Source organism: Arthrobacter sp. SW1 (assembly GCF_001766675.1).
Taxonomy (GTDB): Bacteria; Actinomycetota; Actinomycetes; order Actinomycetales; family Micrococcaceae; genus Arthrobacter.
In genome coordinates this window covers 38006-60616 of sequence record NZ_MJLT01000012.1, presented here as the reverse complement: position 1 = coordinate 60616, position 22611 = coordinate 38006, and the positions used below count along the sequence as shown (strand labels likewise).

The 22611-nt window shown below is 67.2% G+C and carries 21 protein-coding genes and 1 tRNA gene; 11 read left to right on the top strand and 11 right to left on the bottom strand.

Annotated features, from left to right (window positions below; genetic code table 11):
* Positions 1–83 precede the first annotated feature (83 nt).
* A complete protein-coding gene (locus BIU82_RS07625) occupies positions 84–1568 on the top strand; it encodes a C40 family peptidase (protein WP_070348871.1) in 1485 nt (494 codons plus the stop codon).
* A 19-nt stretch (positions 1569–1587) separates the two neighbouring features.
* Here BIU82_RS07625 and BIU82_RS07620 read toward each other — a convergent pair whose 3' ends face one another.
* Positions 1588–2616 carry a universal stress protein gene (locus tag BIU82_RS07620; RefSeq protein ID WP_070348870.1) on the bottom strand — a complete coding sequence of 343 codons (1029 nt, stop codon included), beginning with the start codon at positions 2614–2616 and terminating at the stop codon, positions 1588–1590.
* Positions 2617–2944: 328 nt separating this feature from the next.
* Here BIU82_RS07620 and BIU82_RS07615 point away from each other — a divergent pair, with 328 nt between their 5' ends.
* Positions 2945–3604: an FAD-binding protein gene (locus BIU82_RS07615; RefSeq protein ID WP_070349148.1), complete on the top strand. Its 660-nt coding sequence runs from the start codon at positions 2945–2947 to the stop codon at positions 3602–3604.
* Between the two features lie 5 nt (positions 3605–3609).
* On the opposite strand, the gene BIU82_RS07610 is transcribed toward BIU82_RS07615, so the two are convergent.
* Complete coding sequence (locus tag BIU82_RS07610) at positions 3610–4227, bottom strand: copper resistance CopC family protein (protein ID WP_070348869.1); 618 nt, start codon at positions 4225–4227, stop codon at positions 3610–3612.
* Between the two features lie 117 nt (positions 4228–4344).
* On the opposite strand from BIU82_RS07610, the gene BIU82_RS07605 reads away from it, so the two are divergent.
* The 8 genes from BIU82_RS07605 to BIU82_RS07575 all read left to right on the top strand — a co-directional run bounded on the left by BIU82_RS07605 (position 4345) and on the right by BIU82_RS07575 (position 10743).
* A complete protein-coding gene (locus tag BIU82_RS07605; protein ID WP_070348868.1) occupies positions 4345–5805 on the top strand; it encodes an NCS2 family permease in 1461 nt (486 codons plus the stop codon).
* 75 nt (positions 5806–5880) lie between these two features.
* Positions 5881–6831, top strand: a complete 951-nt coding sequence (gene hutG, locus BIU82_RS07600) for a formimidoylglutamase (RefSeq protein WP_070348867.1) — start codon at positions 5881–5883, stop codon at positions 6829–6831.
* A 131-nt stretch (positions 6832–6962) separates the two neighbouring features.
* A complete protein-coding gene (locus tag BIU82_RS07595; RefSeq protein ID WP_070349147.1) occupies positions 6963–7790 on the top strand; it encodes a phosphoribosyltransferase family protein in 828 nt (275 codons plus the stop codon).
* On the top strand, positions 7790–9349 hold the full coding sequence (locus BIU82_RS07590) for a nicotinate phosphoribosyltransferase (RefSeq protein ID WP_083292242.1): 1560 nt from the start codon (positions 7790–7792) through the stop codon (positions 9347–9349). Before BIU82_RS07595 ends, BIU82_RS07590 begins: the two co-directional genes overlap by 1 nt.
* Positions 9350–9358: 9 nt before the next feature.
* A complete protein-coding gene (locus BIU82_RS19860) occupies positions 9359–9532 on the top strand; it encodes a hypothetical protein (protein ID WP_171906518.1) in 174 nt (57 codons plus the stop codon).
* Positions 9522–10196 (top strand): NUDIX hydrolase, encoded by a 675-nt coding sequence (locus BIU82_RS07585; RefSeq protein ID WP_083292241.1) that lies wholly within the window; start codon positions 9522–9524, stop codon positions 10194–10196. Before BIU82_RS19860 ends, BIU82_RS07585 begins: the two co-directional genes overlap by 11 nt.
* A gap of 129 nt (positions 10197–10325) precedes the next feature.
* Positions 10326–10396, top strand: a tRNA-Cys gene (locus BIU82_RS07580).
* A 128-nt stretch (positions 10397–10524) separates the two neighbouring features.
* Complete coding sequence (locus tag BIU82_RS07575) at positions 10525–10743, top strand: hypothetical protein (protein WP_070348866.1); 219 nt, start codon at positions 10525–10527, stop codon at positions 10741–10743.
* An 83-nt stretch (positions 10744–10826) separates the two neighbouring features.
* Here the strand turns inward: BIU82_RS07575 and BIU82_RS07570 are convergent, their stop codons facing one another.
* The 7 genes from BIU82_RS07570 to BIU82_RS07540 all read right to left on the bottom strand — a co-directional run bounded on the left by BIU82_RS07570 (position 10827) and on the right by BIU82_RS07540 (position 18473).
* Entirely contained in the window at positions 10827–11579 is a 753-nt protein-coding gene (locus tag BIU82_RS07570; protein WP_070348865.1) for an NUDIX domain-containing protein, read from the bottom strand.
* Positions 11576–12721 carry an AAA family ATPase gene (locus BIU82_RS07565; RefSeq protein WP_070348864.1) on the bottom strand — a complete coding sequence of 382 codons (1146 nt, stop codon included), beginning with the start codon at positions 12719–12721 and terminating at the stop codon, positions 11576–11578. Before BIU82_RS07565 ends, BIU82_RS07570 begins: the two co-directional genes overlap by 4 nt.
* A gap of 1 nt (position 12722) precedes the next feature.
* Positions 12723–13388: a nicotinamide riboside transporter PnuC gene (gene pnuC / locus BIU82_RS07560; protein WP_070348863.1), complete on the bottom strand. Its 666-nt coding sequence runs from the start codon at positions 13386–13388 to the stop codon at positions 12723–12725.
* 166 nt (positions 13389–13554) lie between these two features.
* Positions 13555–13803, bottom strand: coding sequence for a hypothetical protein (locus BIU82_RS07555; protein WP_070348862.1), 249 nt, complete (start codon positions 13801–13803; stop codon positions 13555–13557).
* A 190-nt stretch (positions 13804–13993) separates the two neighbouring features.
* The gene (gene hutH / locus BIU82_RS07550; RefSeq protein WP_070348861.1) at positions 13994–15586 is read right to left on the bottom strand and encodes a histidine ammonia-lyase; all 1593 of its coding nucleotides are present in this window, start codon (positions 15584–15586) and stop codon (positions 13994–13996) included.
* Positions 15587–15683: 97 nt separating this feature from the next.
* The gene (locus BIU82_RS07545) at positions 15684–17414 is read right to left on the bottom strand and encodes a urocanate hydratase (protein ID WP_070348860.1); all 1731 of its coding nucleotides are present in this window, start codon (positions 17412–17414) and stop codon (positions 15684–15686) included.
* 252 nt (positions 17415–17666) lie between these two features.
* Positions 17667–18473 (bottom strand): IclR family transcriptional regulator, encoded by an 807-nt coding sequence (locus BIU82_RS07540; protein ID WP_070348859.1) that lies wholly within the window; start codon positions 18471–18473, stop codon positions 17667–17669.
* A gap of 279 nt (positions 18474–18752) precedes the next feature.
* Here BIU82_RS07540 and BIU82_RS07535 point away from each other — a divergent pair, with 279 nt between their 5' ends.
* Entirely contained in the window at positions 18753–20249 is a 1497-nt protein-coding gene (locus BIU82_RS07535) for an amino acid permease (RefSeq protein ID WP_070348858.1), read from the top strand.
* 102 nt (positions 20250–20351) lie between these two features.
* Here BIU82_RS07535 and BIU82_RS07530 read toward each other — a convergent pair whose 3' ends face one another.
* Together BIU82_RS07530 and BIU82_RS07525 are read right to left on the bottom strand one after the other, a co-directional pair.
* The gene (locus tag BIU82_RS07530; protein ID WP_070348857.1) at positions 20352–21116 is read right to left on the bottom strand and encodes a 3-hydroxybutyrate dehydrogenase; all 765 of its coding nucleotides are present in this window, start codon (positions 21114–21116) and stop codon (positions 20352–20354) included.
* Positions 21113–22516: an MFS transporter gene (locus BIU82_RS07525; RefSeq protein ID WP_070348856.1), complete on the bottom strand. Its 1404-nt coding sequence runs from the start codon at positions 22514–22516 to the stop codon at positions 21113–21115. The genes BIU82_RS07530 and BIU82_RS07525 overlap by 4 nt, the downstream gene beginning before the upstream one ends.
* Positions 22517–22611 lie beyond the last annotated feature (95 nt).

Below are 22611 nucleotides of genomic sequence, written 5' to 3'. Positions count from 1 at the left end.
CGCCTGCGCACTCGCGTGTTGCGTATGTTACTGATGTGACTACTGTTGCCAAAGTTGCGTTTGGCGACGTAGCCTCATGAGTCATGACCCCCTCCAGTCACTGGCCCGCGGCCGGACGGACAACCGCCGCGCTCTGCGCCGCCGTCGTCCTCCTTAGTGTCACCGCCGTCTCCGGCAGGGCGGACGCCGCACCCGCCAGCCCGGCTTTCCCGACGGCGGTCCTCTCCCCCGCGTTGAATGACCGGACGCTGAGTGACCGGACACAGGACATCCCGACGCCGGAGGAGATTGCCGCTGCCAAGGGCAATGAGCGTGCCACGGCGGACCAGGTGGCCAGGATCGAACGCTTGCTCGCCGAAGTGAACGATGCGCGGCAGAGCAGCTTCGCCGCCTCCCTGAAGGCCAACAATGCCTACGGCGAGGCTCTCGTGGAACTCCAAAACCGCCGCGCCGCCGCCGATGCAGCAGGCAAGCGTGCGGAGTCGGCAAGCAAGGAACAGACAAAGGCCCGGAAGGATATGGGCCGGCTCGCCGCGGAGATGTACCGCAACGGCGGCATCGACCCTGCGTTGAGCACCCTCGCCAGCGGCCAAGGCCAATTGCTGGAACAGGCCGCCACATTGGAGGCCTACACCAGCAACCAGGCGCGGACCTTCGAATCCGCCGAGGCAGCGGCCGCGGCAGCCGAATCCCTCACCGCCGCTGCCGAGGACGCCCGGAAAGCTGCTGACAACGCCGCCCGCGCGGCAGCAGAGCGTAAGGCAGAAGCCGAAGCCGCCGACGCCGCGCGCCGCAACGCCGTAGCCGAAGCTTCCGCCCGGCGGGACGCGGCCGTCAAACAGCTGGCTACCCTGCGGAACACCACCGTTGCATTGGAGGCAGCCCGGGTGGACGGGCTGCAAAAGCAGCGGGAAGCAGCGCGCCTGGCGGCCGAAATCGCAGCCGCGGATGAGGCGGCCAAGAACGAGGCAGCCGCGCGTCCTCCGGCGGCTGAAGCACCGGCGGCCGAGGCGCCCGCCCGGCCCGCGCCGTCGTCGCCCGCTCCGCAACCTGCCCCGCAGCCGGAAAGGCCGGCACAGCCGACTCCCCAGCAACCAGCTCCGCGGCCGCCCGCGCAACCTGCCCCGCAACCACCGGCCCCCACGCCACAACCGCCGGCACCAAAACCACCCGCGCCGCAGCCGCCGGCCCCGCAACCGGGCGGTTCAAACCAAACCGCCATTTCCGTAGCGCTCAGCAAGGTTGGCGGACCGTATGTCTGGGGTGGCACCGGACCCGTCGGCTTCGACTGCTCCGGCCTGGTTCAGTACGCCTTTGCCGCGGCAGGCAAGTCCCTGCCACGCACGGCCACGGACCAGTTCCTCCAAGCACCCCTCACGATGCCGGTGTCGCAGGCGCAGCCGGGCGATCTGCTGGTCTGGGGTTCGGGCTCGTACTTCTACCACGTGGCCATTTACCTCGGAAACGGCAAGGTGGTCCAGGCCCTGAACCCGGACAGCGGCATCACTGTCACGGACATCAGCATGATGTCCGGTATGCAACTGCATCCGTACGCGGCGCGCTACTGAGCCGCCGGGCGCGGAGTCCTTACGCCGCCCCGAGCATCGGGCCGAAGTCCGCACGGTTTGCAAGGCGCGGATCCTCACGGTCCGGAACCACCATCACAGGTCCCTTGGCGTGGTGCAGCACGCCGTCCGAGGTGGAGCCCAGGAGCATGCCGGTGAAGCCGCCGCGGCCACGGGTGCCCAGGACCACCAGCTCCACGTTCCGGCTGGCTTCCACCATGACGTCCACCGGGGAACCGTCCAGCAACTGCGTTTCGATGTCCAGCCTGGGGAAATGGCTCTGGATCCAGGCCAGGCCGGCGTCGAGCTGGATACGGATGTCCTTGAACAGCGCCTCGCGGTCCAGCGGAGCCGGAACCCAGGCGAGGGATCCGCTGTATTCGGGAACCGCGCAGATCACCCGGAGTTTGGCACCCATGCGCTCCGCCGCTTCCGCGGCCTCCAGGACGGCAACGCGCGCCTGTTCCGAACCGTCGACGCCGACTGCCACCACGTTCTCGATCTGCCGGTTTCCGGACTTGGCCCGCTCGGCTTTCACGTGCTTGTCCTCGGTGGGCTCGCCCAGGCGGTCGCCGCAGAAGAGCGGGACGGTGACCGTGGGGCACTTCGAGTGGGCCGGCAGGGCGCTGCTCACCGAACCGAGCAGGCGGCCAACGAAGCCGCCGCGGCCACGGGTGCCGAAGACGAGGAGTTCAGCGGAAGCGGAGAGCTCAAGCAGCACCCCGGAGGCATCGCCGTTCTCCACGGAGCCGTCCACTTCGATCGGGTAGGAGGACACCTTCGCGAGAGCCTGGCGGACGATTTCTTCGGCGCCTTCGCGGATCACCGAGTCGTCCACCGTGGCGTAGCCGCCGTCCAGCCCGGACGCGGCGAAGATCGGCACCGAGTAGGCGGTCACAATGTGCAGGGGAAGATTCCGGCGTTCGGCTTCCCGCGCTGCCCACACCAGGGCGCACTGGCCATGTTCGCTGCCGTCCACGCCGACCACGATTCCGCCCGGGGCGATGGTCGGTTCCTGCTCGCTCCCGCTGTGTTTGCCGTGCTGGTCCATGGGGCCCGCCTCCTCGCACTGCTGGCTTCTAGTTGCCGCTATTCTGCCAGAGGCCTTGGCCCTGGCATGCCTCCCCCGGCAGGCCGCGGGTCGGGGCCTCCACTGCCCACTATTCTCGCTTCGTGGAAGCGAATCAAGCACGCCTCCGGGCCGGCGACTCACCGGCTACCGTCCAGCCGGAAAATTCTGTAGTGTTCCATGCACGCACTCCGAAATGTGGCCTACGGCACATTCCGGGGTGTTTGTGCGGCCGCTTGGGGAAACCGGACGCCACCCCCTGATTGCCTTCGGGCGAGCACTATTCAAGGAGGAACCAAGCGTGCAGTTCATGCTTGCCCCGGACGCGGAACGCACCACCACAGTGGTGATCGGCGCCGGCATGCCGGGCCTCGCCGTCGCCAGCGAACTCTGCCGTCATGGCGTGGACGCGATTGTAGTCAGCGGCCTCAACGGGTTCCCCTTCTCCATCGAGAGCGGCCAGCCGGGTACCGGCTCCCTCAACACCGGCAAGCTGCCCCGCTGCGATGGGCCGGACGCCGCGTCCCTGCAGGAGCGCAACGAAATCCTCCGCCACCTGCGCAACTACGCCGCCAGCCATCATCTGGATGTCCGCAACACCACGCCCGCGGTCCGCTTGGACCTCCTGGCGCACCAGCAGCCCCTCAAGCAGAAGCCTGAGCAAAAGCTGTGGGCCATCCACACCGAACAAGGCGTGCTGCTCGCGGACAACATCGTGCTGACCCGATGCGGCCAGAGCCAGTTGCGCCGCATGCTCGCGGACCTGGGGATCGCCATCGGCCAGAACCTCACCTCGGCCCTGCGCGCCATGGGCATGTACCTGGTGGGAGTCGGAGAGCTCGTCAGCCCCACACCGAAGGAGGTCCTGCGCCAGGCGAAGGTGGTGGGCCAGGCCATCTCGGCGAAGGTCCACCCGGACAATGCCTTGGCGGGACGTGCCCTGACGGGGAGCTTCGCCGCCTTGGCTTAGCGGGGTTACTCCCCTGCAGCCTCTTCGTCGCGTCCACCGGCCAGCTTGCGGCGGGCGGTGATTCCAAGGAAGACCAGCAAGGCCAGCGCAACCGCCGCGAAGCCCACGATGCTCCACGGGAAGGGCTGGGACGCGTCGGGCGCCTTCTCCGGCTCGCTGCTCGTACCGGGAGCGGCCGTGCCCGCCGAGGGGACCACCGACGACGGCGAGGCGGACGCGGTGCCGCCGCCCGGCGTCGTGCTGCCGGCCTTTGCCGTAAAGGTGAAAGTGCCTTCGATCGGGTGGGAATCGGAGCTGACCACGCGCCAGACGACGGTGTACGCGCCGGCGGGGGCGCCCGCGCGCAGCTTCTGCGAAACTACCGAGTCGACGATCTCCACCGGCCCTTCGGCCCAGTTTTCGCCGGAGGCGTCGTTCACGGCGATGGACGCACCGAGCGCCAGCGGCTGGTTGTTGAACGTGACCGAAACCGACGCCGGAACTGTCGCCGCGGAGGCCCCGTTGGCCGGGGACGTGGACTCGGCCACATCATGGGCCGAGGCCGGTGCCGCTGCGAAGAGCACGGTTGCGGCAAAAAGGAAGGCGGTTACGGCAGCGGCCAGGAGCCGGCGGGCGGGGCGCATGGACAGACAACTCCTTGTGTTGGATTCCTTACAGACTAGGCGAAATTTCCGGGGCGACCTCCACCACAGGTTTAGGATTTGATAGCACACCCCCAACCACTTTCCCCGGAGACTTCCATGCTCAATCAGGGTTCACAGCTCAAACAGGGTTCGGCCATCGACCGCTACTTCAAGATTTCGGAGCGCGGTTCCAACGTCTCGCGGGAGATCCGCGGCGGCTTCGCAACCTTCTTCGCCATGAGCTACATCGTGGTCCTGAACCCGCTGATCCTCTCCGGAGCGGACTCCAGCGGGAACAGCCTCGGCTTCACCGCCGTCGCCGCCACCACCGCGTTCGTGGCGGGCATCCTGACCATCCTCATGGGAGCCTGGGCCAAGCACCCGTTCGCCGTGGCAACCGGCCTGGGCGTCAACGCCTTCGTGGCCGTCACGGTCGCCTCGCACCCGGGCCTCACCTGGCCTGACATGATGGGCCTGGTGGTCCTCTCCGGCATCACCATGCTGATCCTGGTCCTCACCGGTTTCCGCACCGCGGTCTTCAAGGCCGTCCCGGAAGCGCTGAAAACGGCAATCGTTGTGGGCATCGGCCTCTTCATCGCACTGATCGGCCTGGTCAATGCCGGCTTCGTTCGCCGCATCCCGGACGCCGCCGGCACCACTGTTCCGCTTGGCCTGGGTGTTGACGGCAAGCTGATGGGCTGGCCCACCCTGGTGTTCGCAGTCGGCCTGGTCTTGACCATCGCCCTGGTGGTCCGCAAGGTCCGCGGCGCCATCCTGATCGGCATCGTGGCATCCACCGCACTGGCCGCCATCCTGGAATTCACCCTGCACATCGGCCCCAGCTTCGACGGCAAGAACGTCAACCCGCGCGGATGGTCGCTGGTGGCGCCGAAGTTCTCCGAGTGGGGCGCCCCGGACCTCTCCCTCATCGGCAAGGCCAACCCCTTCGGCGCCTTCGAGCACCTGGGCTTCGTTGCCGCTGCGCTTCTGGCCTTCGTGATCCTGCTCAGCATCTTCTTCGACGCCATGGGCACCATGGTGGGCCTGGCCAATGAGGCCGGCACCGTGGACAAGAACGGCGACATCCCCAATGTGGACCGCGTGCTGCAGGTGGACGCCCTTGGCGCGATCGTGGGCGGCGGCTCTTCCGTTTCGTCCAACCAGATCTTCGTGGAGTCCGGGGCCGGCATCGGCGAAGGCGCCCGCACCGGCCTTGCCTCGATCGTCACGGGCCTGCTGTTCATCGTGGCCATGTTCTTCACCCCGCTCATCAACCTGGTGCCGTTCGAAGCCGTAGCCCCGGCCCTCGTGGTGGTGGGCTTCATGATGGTGTCCCAGGTGGGCAAGATCGACTGGCAGGACTGGGGCGTCGGCATTCCCGCCTTCCTCACCATCGCCCTGATGCCGTTCACCTACTCGATCGCCAACGGCCTCGGCGCCGGCTTTATCTCCTACGTGCTGATCCGCACCTTCCAGGGCCGCGCCCGCGAAGTCCACCCGCTGATGTGGGCCGTCGCCGCTGCTTTCCTGCTGTTCTTCGGCATCGGCCAGGTGGAAGAGCTCCTCGGCATCAAGTAAGCCCGTCCGGGATTCCGGACACCACACCGCAGGCTGCGCTGTTATTCGGGCGCGGCCTGCGGTGTGCTTTTAAGCATGGAAACGAGCGCCCTCCCTGTTGATGTCCACCCGCAGCCCTGGACGGGCCGCTTTGACGGCGACGGCGAGGAGCACCGCCGCTGGTGGCAGGCCATCACCCCCTACACCGACGGTGACGCCTCCTCCCGCACCCGGCCCGCCGTCGTCGTGGGTTTCTGCAGCGATGAGGGCGTGCGGCGCAACAAGGGCCGCGTGGGCGCCGCCGCGGCTCCCGCCGCGATCCGTTCCGCGTTGGGACCACTCGCCTACCACCTGGACCGCAGCGTCTTCGACGCCGGCGACGTCGTAGTGGAAGGCGAGGCACTCGAGGCGGGCCAGGAGCGCGCGGGCGCGGTCGTGTCAGCACTGCTCGACGGCGGCAACCTCACCGTGGTGCTCGGCGGCGGACACGAGACGGCATTCGCCAGTTATCTGGGCGTTGCCGGCTCCGACGCGGTCGCCTCCGGCAAGCGCCTGGGTGTGCTGAACCTGGATGCCCACTTCGACCTGCGCGACGAAGCCGTGCCGAGCTCGGGCACCCCGTTCCTGCAGATGGCCCGCGCCGAAGCCGCCGCCGGCCGCGAACTGCAGTACGCCGTCGTCGGAATTTCCGAGGCGAACAACACCCGCACGCTCTTCGACACTGCTGAACGCCTGGGCGTGAAGTACCTGCTGGACGAGGATTGCTCGGCCGGGGCGGTGGAGCAGTTCGTGGCGTCCTTCCTCGACGGGATCGATGTCCTGTACCTGACGATCGACCTGGATGTCCTGCCGGCGGCCACCGCCCCGGGCGTCAGCGCACCTGCCGCCTACGGCGTCAGCCTCCCGGTAATCAGCGCCGTGTGCCGCCAGGTGGCAGCCAGCGGCAAGCTGCTGCACCTGGACGTCGCGGAACTGAACCCGGAGTTCGACGTCGACTCCCGCACCGCGAAGGTGGCCGCCCGCCTGGTGAACACCCTGCTCGCGTAGGCACAGCAGCTCAGCGAAACAGCCCGAGGGGTCCGGCCCGGCATCAATGCCAGGCGGGGCCCTTCGGCGTTATCCACACCTCTCAAAAAATTTATTCGTCATTTGACGATTATTCTGTTAGCGTGGTCCGCATGATCACGATGTTCTCGAAGTCCAGCCAAGGATGGGTCACCCACTCGCGGGCCACGGAAATGCGGTTCCCCGCCGGAGAGTGCCACATCAAGACCGAATCAGCCGGGGATGAAACCCCGCTCTACCTGTACCTGACCGGCACCGACGCCAATGACTATGTCACCGCCGGCATGTGGATCGACTACGCACACGCCGGCGGCCACAAGGTCAAAGCACTCATTCCCTACCTCCCCGGAGCGCGCCAGGACCGCGGCGTCCCGTTCGGCGCCAAGGTCTACGCGAACCTCATCAACGCCCTGGACGCCGACGAAGTGGTCTGCTTCGACCCGCACTCCGAGGTCATGCCGGGCCTCGTGGACAAGCTGCGGATCGTCTACTCGGACACCGTCATCGCGAGGGTCCTCCGCAAGCACATCGGCGACTACGCAGGCGTTATCTGTCCGGACAAGGGTGCGCGGCTCCGTACCGAAAAGACCGCCGCAACCCTCGGACTGCCCGTCTACTACGCCACCAAGCGCCGCGACTTCGCCACCGGCAAGCTCTCCGGCTTCGAATGCGAAACCCTCCCGGAGAACGGCAAGTTCCTGGTGGTCGACGATATCTGCGACGGCGGCGGCACATTCCGCGGCCTCGCCGAAGCCACCGGGCTCGGCAAGGACCGCCTGGACCTCTGGGTCAGCCACGGTGTCTTCTCCGGAAACGCCGCAGCGCTGAACGAGCACTACGGCACCATCTTCACCACCGACTCCCACCCCGGCGCCACGAATCCCGCAGTCGGCGCCCGCGTCACCCCCTTGATTCCCTACCTCCTGGAAGGCAGCAACTGATGAACCCCACCGCACCGGCAAGCAGCGTCACCGCTCCCGCGATCACCGCCCCGTCCGTGACCGCCGCACTGTTCGAAACCGATGCCTACAAGCTGGGCCACCGCGATCTGTACCCCGAAGGCACCACCGGCATCCTGAGCAACTACACCAACCGCGGCTCACGCATCGAAGGCGTCACCAAGGTGGTCCACTTCGGGCTGCAGGCCTTCCTCCAGTCGTACTGCATCGAAGCCTTCGCCCCGTTCTTCGCCGCCGATGAGGACGAAGCCGTCGCCGAATACGAAACCGTCCTCGCCTCGATCCTCGGCCCGAACTCCATCGGCTCCGACCACATCCGCGAACTCCACCGCGTAGGCTACCTGCCGCTGATCTTCCGCGCCGTCCCCGAAGGCACCCGCGTCCCGCTGCGCGTCCCCAGCTTCACCATCGAAAACACCCGGCCCGAATTCTTCTGGCTGGTCAACTACATCGAGACCGTGCTCTCCGCCGCCGTCTGGCACCCTTCCACCACGGCCACCATCGCGGACCACTACCGCCGCATCCTGGATGAGGCCGCGGACACGACCGGCGTGGACCGCGCCGCCGTCAACTGGCAGCTGCACGACTTCTCCTACCGCGGCATGTCCGGCACAGTCTCCGCGGCCGCCAGCGGCGCCGGGCACCTGCTCTCCTTCACCGGCAGCGACTCCCTGGCCAGCATCGACTGGGTGCGCCGCTACTACCCCTCCGAGGCAGGCGCGGAGAACGGCCTCGTCCTCGGCTCCGTTCCGGCCACCGAGCACTCCGTGATGTGCGCCGGCATCAGCGAATCCAGCGAACTGGAAACCTTCGAACGCATCCTGGACAAGCACCCGTCCGGCATCGTTTCGGTTGTCTCAGACACCTTCGACTTCTTCGAGGTGCTCAACGGCATCCTCCCCGCCCTGAAGGGCCGCATCATGGCCCGCGACGGCAAGCTGGTCATCCGCCCCGACTCCGGCGACCCCGCGGACATCATCTGCGGTACCGCCTCCCGCCCAGGAGCCGTTTCCGACGGCGCCGCCCGCACCATGGAAGACGATCCCGAATACTTCGGTGCGGTCCAACTGCTCTGGAACGTCTTCGGCGGAACCGTGAACGCCAAGGGCTACAAGGTCCTGGACAGCCACATCGGCCTGATCTACGGCGACTCCATCACCATCGACCGCGCCAAGGACATCTGGACCCGGCTGGAAGCCATGGGCTTCGCTTCCGAAAACGTGGTGTTCGGCGTGGGCTCCTACTCCTACCAATACGTCACCCGGGATACCTTCTCCTCCGCGGTCAAGGCCACCTGGGCGCGGATCGGCGGCGTCGAGCACAACCTGCTGAAGGACCCCGCCACGGACAGCGGCACCAAGAAGTCCGCCACCGGGCGCCTCGCGGTGGTCCGCGATGCCGACGGCGAGCTGGTCCTGATCGAAAAGGCGACGCCGGAACAGGAGGCCGAATCCCTCCTGCAGCCGGTCTGGGCAGACGGTGAGTTCATCACCCGCCAGTCCTTCGCCGACGTCCGCGCCGTTCTGGGCAACATCGCCTGAGCGACTGCTGTGGACACCACCACTCAGCCGGACAGCCTGGCTGTCCGGCTGGCCAATGCCGAGCGGGAGCTGGAGGCTTACGAGCGCCAGCCCCCGCTCGGCGTGCGGGCGTACCTGCGGGGCAGGAACGCCCGCCTTGCAATCATTCTGGAACTCAGGGAGGAACTGGACCGTGAAGGATGAGCTGCCGCGGCAGCCGCTGGTATCGATCGACACAGTGCCGCTGCTCGTGCGGGACGGACGCCTTCATGTGGTGCTTGGGGACCGCGTATTTGAGCCTTTCCTCGGGCAGGCGGCCCTGCCCGGCGTCCTGCTCCTGGGCAACGAACGCATGCACGAAGCAGCATTGCGCGCCTTGGAGTCGAAAATCGGGGTCGGCGCGGCCGATGTCCTCGCCCTGAGCGGCGCGGGCGTCTTCGACAATCCGGACCGGGACCCCCGCGGGCCCACCATTTCCATCGTCCATACGGCCATCCTCCGTCCGCGCACCGCGTTGCCGGAGTCCGGAGTCCGGGCAGTGCCGTTGGACGAAGCCCGGGGCCTTCCTTTCGACCACGAAGCCATCATCCGCAGGACTGCCGGGACCGTCCTGGACAGCCTGTGGCGTGATCTTCCCCTCACCCGGGCCTTGCTGGGCAGCACCTTCAGCACGGCCGACGCGGCACGGCGCGAACGTGAGCTGGCGGCAGCAGCCGGCCGCCCGGAGCCGGACACCTCCAACCTCGGCCGCACTTTCGCGAAGAGCCCCCTGCTCAGCAAGGCGGCTGCTGCTGCGGAGCCCCGGGGCAAAGGCAAGCCGGCGGCGCTCTGGGCCTGGATTGACGCGGAATCCCGCCCCTCCGCCTAAGGCGGCAACGGCGTCACAGAGCGCAAGCAAAGGCAACATCGGGACATCCCGGGCAACCCGGCGTCGTGCGGGGAAAGGCAACGAAACGCAGCTTGGAACGGTGCCGGCCACCTGCCTAGTCTCGATGCACGTGGTGTACCCAAGAGGCCAGGGAGCTGCCTGCAAAGCAGCGCACGCGGGTTCGAATCCCGCCACCACGTCGAAGGGAATCGAAGGAGCTCGAAGGAAACCGGGCGCCCCGTTAAATGACAGACATCTACTGAATTTGCTACCTTGAACGACGGACTGCCACCTTTGCGTGCGCAGTCCCGCATCAAGGAGGCCCCCAATGACCATTACAACCATCGCACGAGGCGAGATCCACCTGACCTTCGCCAACGGCCAGGAAGTACACGACGGACTCGACCAGGCCGTCAACACCCTGATCGAGGACGCAGCCGACGTTGACTGCGGCATTCTCGTCACCCGCCACGAGCCGGGCAGCTACACGGTCGCTTTCGACGAGTCCGTCCCCTTCGGCCAGACCCGCGAGGCTTTTGCCGCCTGAGTTCCCCAGCGCGGCCACGGCCCCCGCACGCTATCGTTCGAGCGCGCGGGGGCCGTTTCCCGTTAACGCGGCAGGAGCCGCTTTCACCCGGCCGGGCCCGTACGACGGCGGCTCAACGGCGGGTGGATATGTCGCTGTTCCGCCGTGAACAGGGCAGCCGGTGCTCCGACGGCAGGCTGCGTCTTCCGGCCTGTGGCCGCAAGGTGCGGCAGCATCTTGCGCGTGAAGTTCCCGGCCGGGAGCTGCGTGTCCCAGACAGCCTCATAGACAGAACGCAGCTGGGTCATGGTGAACTCGGCCGGCAGCAGGTGCGCGGCAACCGTGGTGTACTCCATCTTGCCGGCCAGGCGCTCCAGGCCGTCCCGGAGGATGGTGGCGTGGTCGAAGGCCATCGGGCTTTCGAGGACCGCATGGACGGGGTGCCAGGCGGCGGAGGCTGCGTCCGTGCCCGCCGAAAGACCCGGCAACGCACCGCCGTCGGAGGCGAGGAGGACAAGGTGCGCCACCGACACAACCCGCATGCGCGGGTCCCGGTCCGGGTCGCTGTAGCTGGCGAGTTGCTCGATGTGGGCCGGAAGGCCGCCGAGATCCAGGCCGGTTTCCTCGGCCAACTCCCGTGCCGCGGCGTCACCGGCAGACTCCCGCGGAGCCACGAAACCGCCGGGAAGCGCCAGCATTCCCTTGAAGGGATGGCCGCCGCGCCGGACGAGCGCCGCATGCAGCACCCCTTGCGCGACGGCCAGCACCACAAGGTCCACCGTGACGGCAATGGACGGATAATCACGGGGTTCGTATGCCTCCAGGAACTCCCTTTCGGCGTCGGACCCGCGGCTCACCTGGCGGCCCCACGAAGGGAAGTGCCAGCGGGTAGGGCCGAACTCCCGGTCAGGACAGTGCTGCCGGCCCAAGGCGGCGAGGCCAACGCGCCGGCCTGCGCCAGGACGGCATCGATGACGTCCACTGCGGTCCGCATCCGCCGTGCATGGTCACCCGTGGCAAGGATCCAGGAATGGCCGGCCCCGGTCAGGGCGTCCTTGAACCATTCGGTCATGTCCGCCCGCCGGTGTTCACCTTCCCGCCAGCCGTCGTCCTCGAAATCCACGCCTTCCCAGTCCGTAAGCAGATAGAGGTCCCGGCGGGGCAGCTCCGCCACCGCGGCCGCGGAGCCGTGGCTGCCTTCGCCGAGGTAGTAGCGTTCCCACAGGGTCGTGGCAAAGGAGTCGGTGTCCGCGATGACCAGGGGGCACGCCGCCGCTGCAGCATTCTCGAGTTCGTTCTGCCGTGCGCCGACCCTGGCGAAGTCTTCGGCAGTCCACACCATGTCCGCAAGTTCGGCTTCGGGGTGCACCGCCCGGAGCTCCTCGAATTTCTCATAGGTGTACTGGCGTCCGTACTCCGGGACATCGAGGATTGTGGGGAAACGGGAACGGTAGTGGCCGGTCAGCGCGGCGGCCAGGGTGGTGGTCCCGGTGGATTCCGCGCCGAGGACGATGATGCGTGTGGCCAGGACCTGGCGGGCGGGCTCAATAACCCGGTCCCAAGACGCGGCAGGATCGGCACGGCACAGGGTTCCGCTGACGGGATAGGCAATCCGCGCCGGATCCACAGGGATGTGCTCCGCGCCGAAGGCCGCAGCGAGCCTGTCACCGTAGCTTTCGGAGCTGAAGACGGCATCGATCCGTTCGACCCCGCGGGATTTCAGGGCCAGGCGCATCAACTCCGTCTGGGCTTTCCAGATTTCATCGGAGTGGTAGTCCTCGGGGCAGTCGTTGCGCATGCCGATCACCATGACGTCCGGGCGGCCGGCGAACTCCTCCTCCAGCCAGCCCGTACGCTGCTCCACGGTCATGGACTCAAAACGGCTGCCGAGCATCAGGACAAACACCTGCTCCGATTGCGCGGCAGCGGCCTCGATGAGATGACGGTGCCCTACGTGGGGCGGGTAGAACTTCCCGATCACCATGGAGTTTCCGAACAACTCAGGCACCTTCCGCGGCCAGCTCGGGAGCGGGTTCCACCGACGCCGCCTTCCGTGCACGCCGCCAGTCGAGCAGGCCGTACACGCACAGCGCCAGGAAACCGATGTAGAGGATGGCAGTCAGGGCCAGGCCGCGGCTGAAATAGAGCGGGATGGAGACCAGGTCGATCAGGATCCAGACGTGCCAGTGCTGGAAGATCTTCTTTGCCTGCCCGTAGGTGGCCACGAGGGACGCCGTCAAAACGAAGGCGTCGGGCCACGGCACCTGGGAGTCCGTTCCGTGGGTCAGGAGCATGGCCACGATGGCGGTCCCGACGGCGGCAGCCGCGGCGCCGGCGTAGATCTCTTTGCGGGTCGCATCCCGGATGGGGAGGTCGTTCCTGCTTTCGGTGCGGGCGTTGCCGCGGATCCAGTTGAACCAGCCGTACACGGCAATTGCCGCGAAGATCACCTGGAGCACGGATTCGGCGTAGAGGCCTGCACCCAGGAACAGGATGATGAAGGCGATGTTGTTGATGATGCCGACCGGCCAGTTCCACAGCTTCTGCCGGGCGACTCCGTAGACGCAGGCGGCACCGGTGACGAAACCGATGACCTCGATCCAGCTGACCGGCGCTCCGAAGAGGACGAAGGCGGCAGAGTTCATCCACGCAAGCAGTTCATTCATGACGTTCCCCAATTATTGTCGGATTGATAAGAAGGATGCTAGCTACTAAATATCATCCTGACAATAATTCGGTGCCCAAAAAGAACCGGGGCCTGCCCGCTTCCCCGGCACACAAGGTGCGGGAACAGCGGGCAGGCCCCGGCTGAGTGGAAATCCGGAGGGCGGGTTACGCCCGGCGCAGCACCACGCCGTCGGACTTCATGAAAAGCTGCTTGGCGGCCGCATCGGCACCGGGACCCGCAGGCTCAAGCCACACGACGTTTCCGCTGACGGAAACCTCCTGGACCTCCCCTGCTGCGATCACCTGGGCGTGCTTGACGACCTCGATCCGCTCCCCCGCTTCCAGGCTTGCCCAGTCGGCAACGGTGGCGGCATGTGCGATTCGCCTGGACAGGACGGATCCGCGTGACTTCATTGAACTTCTACCCCTTTGTGGATGTTCGTTGTTTTCTGTTGTGGAGCTGTCCCGACAAGTCCGCGACATCATCGGCGCGGACGTGCCGTACCTCATAAGTTCTACTACACGGAAGGCGCCCCGGGCCCGGCTATGCCGAACATTTCCGGGGCGCCATCCAATGTTTACCTGCGCCGTATTTTCTTCGGGATCAGGCGAGGATACCGACGGCCGATTCGGCGGCTTCGCGCACCGCGCCGGAGCCCACCAGGCGGTCGGCGGCTTCCAGCTCGGGCGAGAGGAAGCGGTCCGTTCCCGGACCGGCGACGACGCCGCGCAGCACCTCGAGCACTGCCGCGCCGGCGGGGCCGGGGGTCAGTTCGCCGTCGGACAGCTTGGTGCGGATGTCGAGCGCGCGGCAGCTGGTGACCAGTTCGATGGCCAGGACGCGGCGGAGGTTCTCCACGGCCTTGCGCAGCTTGCGGGCAGCGTGCCAGCCCATGGAAACGTGGTCTTCCTGCATGGCGGAGCTCGGGATGGAGTCCACCGATGCCGGGACGGCCAGGCGCTTGTTGTCGGAGACCAGGCCGGCCTGGGTGTACTGGGCGATCATGAGGCCGGAGTCGACACCCGGATCGTCGGCCAGGAAGGCCGGCAGGCCGTGCGAGCGGGCCGGATCCAGCATGCGGTCCGTGCGGCGCTCGGCGATGGAGGACAGGTCCGCCACGGCGATCGAGAGGAAGTCCAGCACGTAAGCCACGGGAGCGCCGTGGAAGTTGCCGTTGGAGGACACGCGGCCGTCCGGGAGGACCACCGGGTTGTCGATCGCGGCAGCCAGTTCGCGGGTGGCCACGAGCTCGGCGTGGGTCACGGTGTCGCGGACCGCACCGGCAACCTGCGGGGCGCAGCGCAGCGAGTAGGCGTCCTGGACGCGGGAGTCGCCCACACGGTGGGAGGCAACGATCGGCGAGTTGGACAGCACCTTGAGCATGTTGTCCGCGCTGGCGGCCTGGCCCGGGTGCGGACGCAGGGCGGCGTGGAGCTCGGGCAGGAACACCTGGTCCGTGCCGAGCAGCGCCTCGACGCTCAAAGCGGCGGTGATGTCCGCCGTCGTCATCAGGTTGCGGAGGTCTGCGATCGCCATGAGCAGCATGCCGAGCATGCCCTCGGTGCCGTTGACCAGCGCCAGGCCTTCCTTCTCGGCCAGCGTGACCGGCTCGATGCCGTGCTGGGCGAGGAGTTCGGCGACCGAGGGGCGGCCTTCGACGCCGTAGAGCTCGCCGTCGGGACCGAACGCTTCGCCTTCACCCATGACCACCAGGGCGCAGTGGGACAGCGGGGCGAGGTCGCCGGAGCAGCCGAGGGAGCCGAACTCGCGGACCAGCGGGGTGATGCCGGCGTTGAGCACCTTGACGAAGGTCTCGAGGACCTCGCGGCGGACGCCGGTGCGGCCGGACGCCATGGTCTTGGCGCGCAGGAACATGATGGCGCGGACAACTTCGCGTTCCACGGCCGGGCCCATGCCCGCAGCGTGGCTGCGGATCAGCGACTTCTGCAGCTGGGTGCGGAGGTCGTTGGGGATGTGGCGGTTGGCCAGGGCGCCGAAGCCGGTGGAGATGCCGTAGGCGGGAGTGTCGCTGACAGCGAGCTCGTCGATGTGGGCACGGACCTTGGCGACGGTGTCCAGGGCTTCCTGGGCGATGGTGATCTGTGCGTCGTGGCGGGCGACGTTGAGGACGTCTTCCGCGGTGACGTCGCTGGAACCGAGGGTGACGGTCAGCGCTTCGTTGGTGGTGATGGTCATTGGGTGTTCCTTCGGTGGTTGAGCCTGTCGAAACCAGCGCTGGTGGTCGAGCTTGTCGGGATCCAGGTCTCGACAAGCTCGACCACCGAGGGGTCGGCTAGCGGGCCTCGTTCATGGGGATGCGGACACCGCGCTCGGCGGCAACCTCTTCGGCGCGCTCGTAGCCGGCGTCGACGTGGCGGATGACGCCCATGCCGGGGTCGTTGGTCAGGAGGCGCTCGAGCTTCTGGGCTGCGAGCTCGGTGCCGTCGGCCACGGAGACCTGGCCGGTGTGGATGGAGCGGCCGATGCCGACGCCGCCGCCGTGGTGGATGGAGACCCAGGTGGCGCCGGAGGAAGCGGCGGTCAGGGCGTTCAGCAGCGGCCAGTCGGCGATGGCATCCGAGCCGTCCTTCATGGCTTCGGTTTCGCGGTACGGGGAGGCGACGGAACCGGAGTCGAGGTGGTCACGGCCGATGACGATCGGGGCCTTGACCTTGCCCTCGGCGACAAGCTTGTTGAAGAGCAGGCCGGCCTTGTGGCGTTCGCCGTAGCCGAGCCAGCAGATACGGGCCGGGAGGCCTTCGTACTCCACGCGCTCCTGGGCGGCGTCGATCCACTTGTGCAGGTGCTTGTTCTCCGGGAACAGCTCCTTGATGGCCTCGTCGGTGACGCGGATGTCTTCCGGATCGCCGGACAGTGCCACCCAGCGGAACGGGCCAAGGCCCTCGCAGAACAGCGGGCGGATGTAGGCCGGAACGAAGCCGGGGAATTCGAAGGCGCGGTCGTAGCCGCCCTTGCGTGCTTCGTCGCGGATGGAGTTGCCGTAGTCGAAGACCTCGGCACCGGCGTCCTGGAACTCGACCATGGCCTGTACGTGGCGGGCCATGGAAGCCTGGGCCTTCTTGGTGAAGCCTTCCGGATCAGCTTCGGCTTCAGCGTGCCATTCCTCGACGGTGATGCCCTCGGGGAGGTAGGACAGGGGGTCGTGGGCGGAGGTCTGGTCGGTGACGACGTCGATGGTCAGCTCGCCGGCCTTGTGGCGGCGGAGCAGCTCGGGGAAGACCTCGGCAGCGTTGCCGACGTAGCCCACGGACCAACCGCGGCGCTCTTCCTTGGCCTTGAGGACCTTGGCGATGGCGGTGTCCAGGTCGGTTTCGACCTCGTCCAGGTAACGCTTGCCGGCGCGGCGGCGCAGGCGGGACTCGTCGACGTCGACAATCAGGCAGGCGCCGTCGTTCAGCGTGACGGCGAGCGGCTGGGCGCCGCCCATGCCGCCGCAACCGCCGGTAAGGGTCAGGGTGCCGGCCAGCGGGCCTTCGGTGGAACCTTCCGCGGCGGGAGCCGGGTGGCGGCCTTCGGCGGCGAGCTTGTTGCCGACGGCGGCGAAGGTTTCGTAGGTGCCCTGCAGGATGCCCTGGGTGCCGATGTAGATCCAGGAACCGGCGGTCATCTGGCCGTACATCATGAGCCCTTCAGCCTCGAGGCGGCGGAATTCGGGCCACGTTGCCCAGTCGCCCACGAGGTTGGAGTTTGCCAGCAGCACGCGCGGTGCCCATTCGTTGGTGCGGAAGACACCCACCGGCTTGCCGGACTGGACCAGGAGGGTTTCGTCCTTCTCCATGGTTTCCAGGGTGCGGGTGATGGCGTCGAACGCGGCCCAGCTGCGGGCGGCGCGGCCGGTGCCGCCGTAAACCACCAGGTCGTCCGGACGTTCGGCGACCTCGGGGTCCAGGTTGTTCATGAGCATGCGCAGCGGGGCTTCCGTCTGCCAGCTCTTCGCGGTGAGTTCGGTGCCGCGGGCAGCTTTGACCGGGCGGGCTCCGGTGGTGAAATCGGCGGGTGCCATGGTGGCTCCTTCGTCTCTGGAGGGGTGGTTGCGGAGGAAAGATCTTCTGTATCCAGTAGAGCCTGTCCGGAACGGGCGCGGAATGGCTTTTCTAGGGGTGGTGTCCGGGATTCCAGACTGGCGCGGAGTGGTTCCGGGCGGCGCCGGGAAGGACCGTTCGTTGCGGGGCCTGCTCTACGTGCTTTCCGGGATTCATTCCACGTAGAGCGGGCCCCGCAACGCATGCAGGCGCGCCATCTGGGGCGGAGTTGTCTACTGGGCCGGACGGCCGTAGATGCGGTTCGAGAGTTCGCCCGCGGCCTTCTGGATGCGGGCTGCGAGTGCCGGCCACTCCTCTGCCGGCACCTTGTCCTCGAGGAAGGTCACGGCGACTGCCGCCGTCGGCCATCCCAGGTGGTCCGTAACGGCGGCGGCAATCGAGCCGAAGCCCGGCGTCACTTCGCCGTGTTCGGTGGCATAGCCGCGCTGGCGCACCTGGTCCAGGTGCGAAGACAGCGCCGAGTACTTCATGATGGGCGATTCGGTCTCGTGCCGCGCCGTGAAGGCGGCCGCGTTCGGGTACAGCGCCCGAACCTGCGACTTGGGCAGGGCGGCCAGGATGGCGCGGCCGCTGGCGGTGAGGTGGCTGGGCAAGCGGACCCCGACGTCGGTCACCAGGGACGGACGGTTCTTGGCCCGCTCCTCCACGATGTAAAGCACGTCGCGGCCGTGCAGCACCGCCAAGTGGGCGCTCTCGCCGATCGCATCCACGAGGGAGGCAAGCATCGGGCGGCCCAGCCGGGAGAGCGGCTCCTGCCGGGAGTACGCCGAGCTGAGCTCGAAGGCACTGATGCCCAGGCCATAACGCTGCTCCTCATGCAGGTGGAGCACGAAGCCGTTGGCCTCCATGACCCCCAGCAGGTGGTAGACGCTGGAGCGCGGCAGGCCCAGGGAGGTGGCAATGTTCGACGCCGCCATGGGGCCGCGGCGGGAAGCCAGCAGCTTGAGGATGCGCAAGGTGTTTTCGGCGGCCGGGACTTTGGAAGTGGCTTTGCCAGGCGCCAGCGGCTGTGCAGTCATGGTTCCTCATCAAGTGGTCTAGGTGTCCGGGATCCCGTACTTAAGCTTGCGGTGCGGACGGACTGACGGCCAGCCCCATACAGCCTTCAATTGTCCGGGATCCCAGACAAATTTGAGGCGCGCGGCGGCGCGGCGCGCCATCTCCGCCGTGACGCAGGCCACACGCGGCGGCGTTCGTCTGAGATGTAAGACACCAAAGCCTCGTGAGGCCAATCACAAGGCCCAGGAAAATGGTCTGCTGGTTAGCGATCCCCCTCCCAATGACGAGAAGGTATTCGTATGCAACAAGCACCCAGCGCCGCCGGAGCGGCCACCGCCGGTGCGAAAGCCGGCAGTGTGGCAACCGCACTGAACCGCGGCCTCAGCGTCCGGCACATCCGCTTCATGGCACTCGGTTCCGCGATCGGCACCGGCCTGTTCTACGGCTCGGCCTCGGCCATCCAGAAGGCCGGCCCCGCCGTCCTCTTCGCGTACATGATCGGCGGCGCCGCCGTCTTCATGGTGATGCGCGCGCTGGGCGAAATGGCCGTCCGCCACCCCGTGTCCGGTTCGTTCGGACAGTACGCCAGCCGCTACCTCGGCCCGCTGGCCGGCTTCGTGACCGGCTGGACCTACGTCTTCGAAATGGCCATCGTGGCCATCGCTGATGTCACCGCGTTCAGCATCTACATGGGCTTCTGGTTCCCGCAGGTGGACCGCTGGATCTGGGTACTGTCCATCATCCTGTTCCTCGGCGCACTCAACCTGCTCAGCGTCAAGGTTTTCGGTGAACTGGAGTTCTGGTTCTCGCTCATCAAGGTCGCCGCCATCATCGCCATGATCGCCGGCGGTGCCGCGATCATCGCCTTCGGCTTCCAGGCCGGCGGCAGCACCGTGGCACCCGGCCTCGGAAACCTGGTCGAACACGGCGGAATGTTCCCCAACGGTTTCGGCGGGCTCCTGGCCGCGTTCGCCGTCGTGATGTTCGCCTTCGGCGGCATCGAGATGATCGGCATCACGGCAGGCGAAGCCGCCAACCCCAAGAAGGTCATCCCGCAGGCCGTCAACACCGTTCCCGTGCGCGTCCTGCTGTTCTACGTGCTGACCCTTGGCGTGCTCATGAGCCTGTTCCCCTGGAACGAAATCGGCACCAACGGCAGCCCCTTCGTGCAGATCTTCGACGGCTTGGGCATCCCCGCAGCACCGCACATCCTCAACGCCGTGGTGATCACCGCAGCACTCTCCGCCATCAACTCGGACATCTTCGGCGCCGGCCGTATCCTCTACGGCCTGTCCCAGCAGGGCCACGCTCCGGCGAGCTTCGGCAAGCTGTCCCGCCACGGCGTCCCGTGGATGACCGTGGTGCTGATGGGCGCGATCCTGCTGGTCGGCGTCATCCTGAACGCCGTGATCCCGGAAGACGTGTTTGTCATCATCGCCTCGATCGCCACCTTCGCCACTGTGTGGGTGTGGGTCATGATCCTGGCCTCGCACGTGGCCATGAAGCGCGAGATCGCACGCAAGGGACTGCCGGCCTCGGAGTTCCCGTCGCCGTTGTGGCCGGCCGCGTCCGTGCTCGCCATTGCGTTCATGGGCATGGTGATCGTCATCCTGGGCGTCTTCGAGGACACCCGCGTAGCCCTCTACGTCGGCGCCGCGTGGCTCGCCCTGCTGGTGGTTGCCTACCGGCTCTGGGTCCGCGACGGCGGCCGCGTCCGGGCCGAGCTGGTCGACGAAACGTCCTCGATCCCCGTGGTCAAGGGCAAAACGGCGAAGGAAAGCGCCCCGCTCTCCTAACCACATCCCTCCGCAACAACTGGTGGCGCCCGGTCCCCGACCCGGGCGCCACCGGCGTTTAATCGCGCCTGCCGAGTTCAGTAGCTCACCGGGCGGACCAGTTCACCGGGCGGACCAGCCGCCGTCCATGGTGTAGCTGGCGCCGGTGACCATGCCGGCGTCGTCGGAAGCCAGCCAGGCGGCCAGCGATGCGACCTCCGACGGTTCCACCAAACGCTTCACGGCGGATTCGGTGAGCATCACCTTGGCCAGGACTTCGGACTCGGGGATCCCGTGCAGCACGGCCTGGTCCGCCAGCTGTTTTTCCACCAGCGGAGTGCGCACATACCCGGGGTTGATGCAGTTGGAGGTCACTCCGTGCGGCCCGCCTTCCAGTGCCGTCACCTTGCTGAGCCCCTCCAGCCCGTGCTTGGCCGAGACGTAGGCGCTCTTGAAAGACGAGGCACGGAGCCCGTGCACCGAAGAAACGTTGATGATGCGGCCGAACCCTTGCGCGTACATATGCGGCAGGGCGGCCCGGATAAGCAGGAACGGCGCTTCGAGCATGAGCGCAAGGATGCGCCGGAAATCCGCGGGGTCGAACTCCTCGACGGGCGCCACTTTCTGGATTCCGGCGTTGTTCACCAGGATGTCGCAGTCGAGGCTGAGGCCGGCCAGGGCTCCCGTGTCCAGGAGGTCGACGGCCCACGCGGTGCCGCCGAGTTCGTCGGCGAGCGCTTCGGCCCCGGCGGCATCGACGTCGGCCACTACCACCTTGGCTCCGCGGGCAGCGAAGGTGCGGGCGCAGGCGGCGCCGATGCCGCTGGCCCCGCCGGTGACCACCGCCTTGCGCCCCGCAAGCGTTCCGCCCTGGTGCGCTGCGCTCACTTCCCCGCTCCCTTGCCGGCGGGCAGTCCGTGGCGGCGGGCGTCGGCGTCGTCGATATCTTCCAGGGCGGCGCCGCGCGTCTCGCGCAGGGTGAGGACGACGACGGCGGTCACCGCGCAGGCGAGGAGCAGGTAGACCGCGGTGGGCACCCAGGAGCCGGTGTCCTTGAGCCACTGCGTCGCCAGGAGCGGGGCAAGGGAACCCGCGAAGATCGAGGTGACCTGCGAACCGAGCGACACCCCGGAGTACCGCATGCGGGTGGGGAAGAGCTCGGACATGATGGCCGGCTGGGATGCGTACATGAAGGCGTGCAGGCACAGGCCGATCGTCACCGCCAGGACGATCACCACGGGGTTCCGGGTGTCGAACATCGGGAAGGCGAAGAACGGCCAGGAGGCCCCGGCAACCGCGCCCGCAAGATACACGGGCTTGCGGCCCCAGGAATCCGCGAGCCTGCCCACCTGCGGAATCACCAGGAAGTGCACTACATGCGCGATCAACAGGGCGAGGAGCAGGGACGAGGTGTCGTATTTGTGGACGCTCTTGAGGTAGACGATGGAGAAACTCACCACGAGGTAGTACATGATGTTTTCCGCGAAGCGCAGCCCCATGGCCTGCAGGATCCCTTTGGGGTACTTGCGGATGACCTCGCCGACGCCGTAGCTGACGGCTTGCTCCTTTTCCACCTGCGCTTTCGCTTCCAGGAAGATGGGCGCCTCGGTGACATGGGTGCGGATGTAGTAGCCCACGAAGACGATCACCGCGGAAAGCCAGAACGCCACGCGCCAGCCCCAGGCGAGGAAGTCGGCACTGCTGAGCACCTTGGACATCACGAACAACACGAGGGTGGCCAGCAGGTTGCCTACCGGAACGGCGGCCTGCGGCCAGCTGGACCAGAAGGCACGGGATTCATTGGGGCTGTGTTCTGCCACGAGCAGCACCGCGCCGCCCCATTCGCCGCCGAGCGCAAACCCTTGGATGAAGCGCAGCGCCACGAGAAGGGCCGGCGCCAGGTAGCCCAACTCCGCGAAGCCGGGAAGGCAGCCCATCAGGAACGTGGAAACACCAACCAGCACGATGGTGAGCTGCAGGGTGGGCTTCCGGCCAAGCCTGTCGCCGATCTGCCCGAAGACGATCCCGCCAAGGGGCCGGGCTACGAAGCCCACCGCGTAGGTCAGGAAAGCCTGGATGACGCCGTCCAGCTCGTTGCCGGTGCCCGGGAAGAAATACTTGCCGAAAACCAGGGTGGCGGCCGTGGCGTAGAGGAAGAATTCGTACCATTCGACCACGGTGCCCACCATGGAGGCAGCGACGATCTTCTTGAGCCCCGCACCCTTTGCCGGTCCGGCGCTGCCGGTACGTGCTCCTGCATCTGCGAGGGAGGGCCGTTCTGCGGCCATGTCCAGCTCCTTTGTGTCTTCGTTGACACGTGCCGCGATCCACGACTGCTGTGATCCGCAACACGAATGACTCGTTGAGTCTTCCTGCAGATTCA

Coding starts and splice junctions, on each gene's coding strand:
- BIU82_RS07625 (WP_070348871.1), top strand. CDS start 84: ATGACCCCCTCCAGTCACTGGCCCGCGGCCGGACGGACAACCGCCGCG.
- BIU82_RS07620 (WP_070348870.1), bottom strand. CDS start 2,616: ATGGACCAGCACGGCAAACACAGCGGGAGCGAGCAGGAACCGACCATC.
- BIU82_RS07615 (WP_070349148.1), top strand. CDS start 2,945: ATGCTTGCCCCGGACGCGGAACGCACCACCACAGTGGTGATCGGCGCC.
- BIU82_RS07610 (WP_070348869.1), bottom strand. CDS start 4,227: ATGCGCCCCGCCCGCCGGCTCCTGGCCGCTGCCGTAACCGCCTTCCTT.
- BIU82_RS07605 (WP_070348868.1), top strand. CDS start 4,345: ATGCTCAATCAGGGTTCACAGCTCAAACAGGGTTCGGCCATCGACCGC.
- hutG (WP_070348867.1), top strand. CDS start 5,881: ATGGAAACGAGCGCCCTCCCTGTTGATGTCCACCCGCAGCCCTGGACG.
- BIU82_RS07595 (WP_070349147.1), top strand. CDS start 6,963: ATGATCACGATGTTCTCGAAGTCCAGCCAAGGATGGGTCACCCACTCG.
- BIU82_RS07590 (WP_083292242.1), top strand. CDS start 7,790: ATGAACCCCACCGCACCGGCAAGCAGCGTCACCGCTCCCGCGATCACC.
- BIU82_RS07575 (WP_070348866.1), top strand. CDS start 10,525: ATGACCATTACAACCATCGCACGAGGCGAGATCCACCTGACCTTCGCC.
- pnuC (WP_070348863.1), bottom strand. CDS start 13,388: ATGAATGAACTGCTTGCGTGGATGAACTCTGCCGCCTTCGTCCTCTTC.
- BIU82_RS07555 (WP_070348862.1), bottom strand. CDS start 13,803: ATGAAGTCACGCGGATCCGTCCTGTCCAGGCGAATCGCACATGCCGCC.
- hutH (WP_070348861.1), bottom strand. CDS start 15,586: ATGACCATCACCACCAACGAAGCGCTGACCGTCACCCTCGGTTCCAGC.
- BIU82_RS07545 (WP_070348860.1), bottom strand. CDS start 17,414: ATGGCACCCGCCGATTTCACCACCGGAGCCCGCCCGGTCAAAGCTGCC.
- BIU82_RS07540 (WP_070348859.1), bottom strand. CDS start 18,473: ATGACTGCACAGCCGCTGGCGCCTGGCAAAGCCACTTCCAAAGTCCCG.
- BIU82_RS07535 (WP_070348858.1), top strand. CDS start 18,753: ATGCAACAAGCACCCAGCGCCGCCGGAGCGGCCACCGCCGGTGCGAAA.
- BIU82_RS07525 (WP_070348856.1), bottom strand. CDS start 22,516: ATGGCCGCAGAACGGCCCTCCCTCGCAGATGCAGGAGCACGTACCGGC.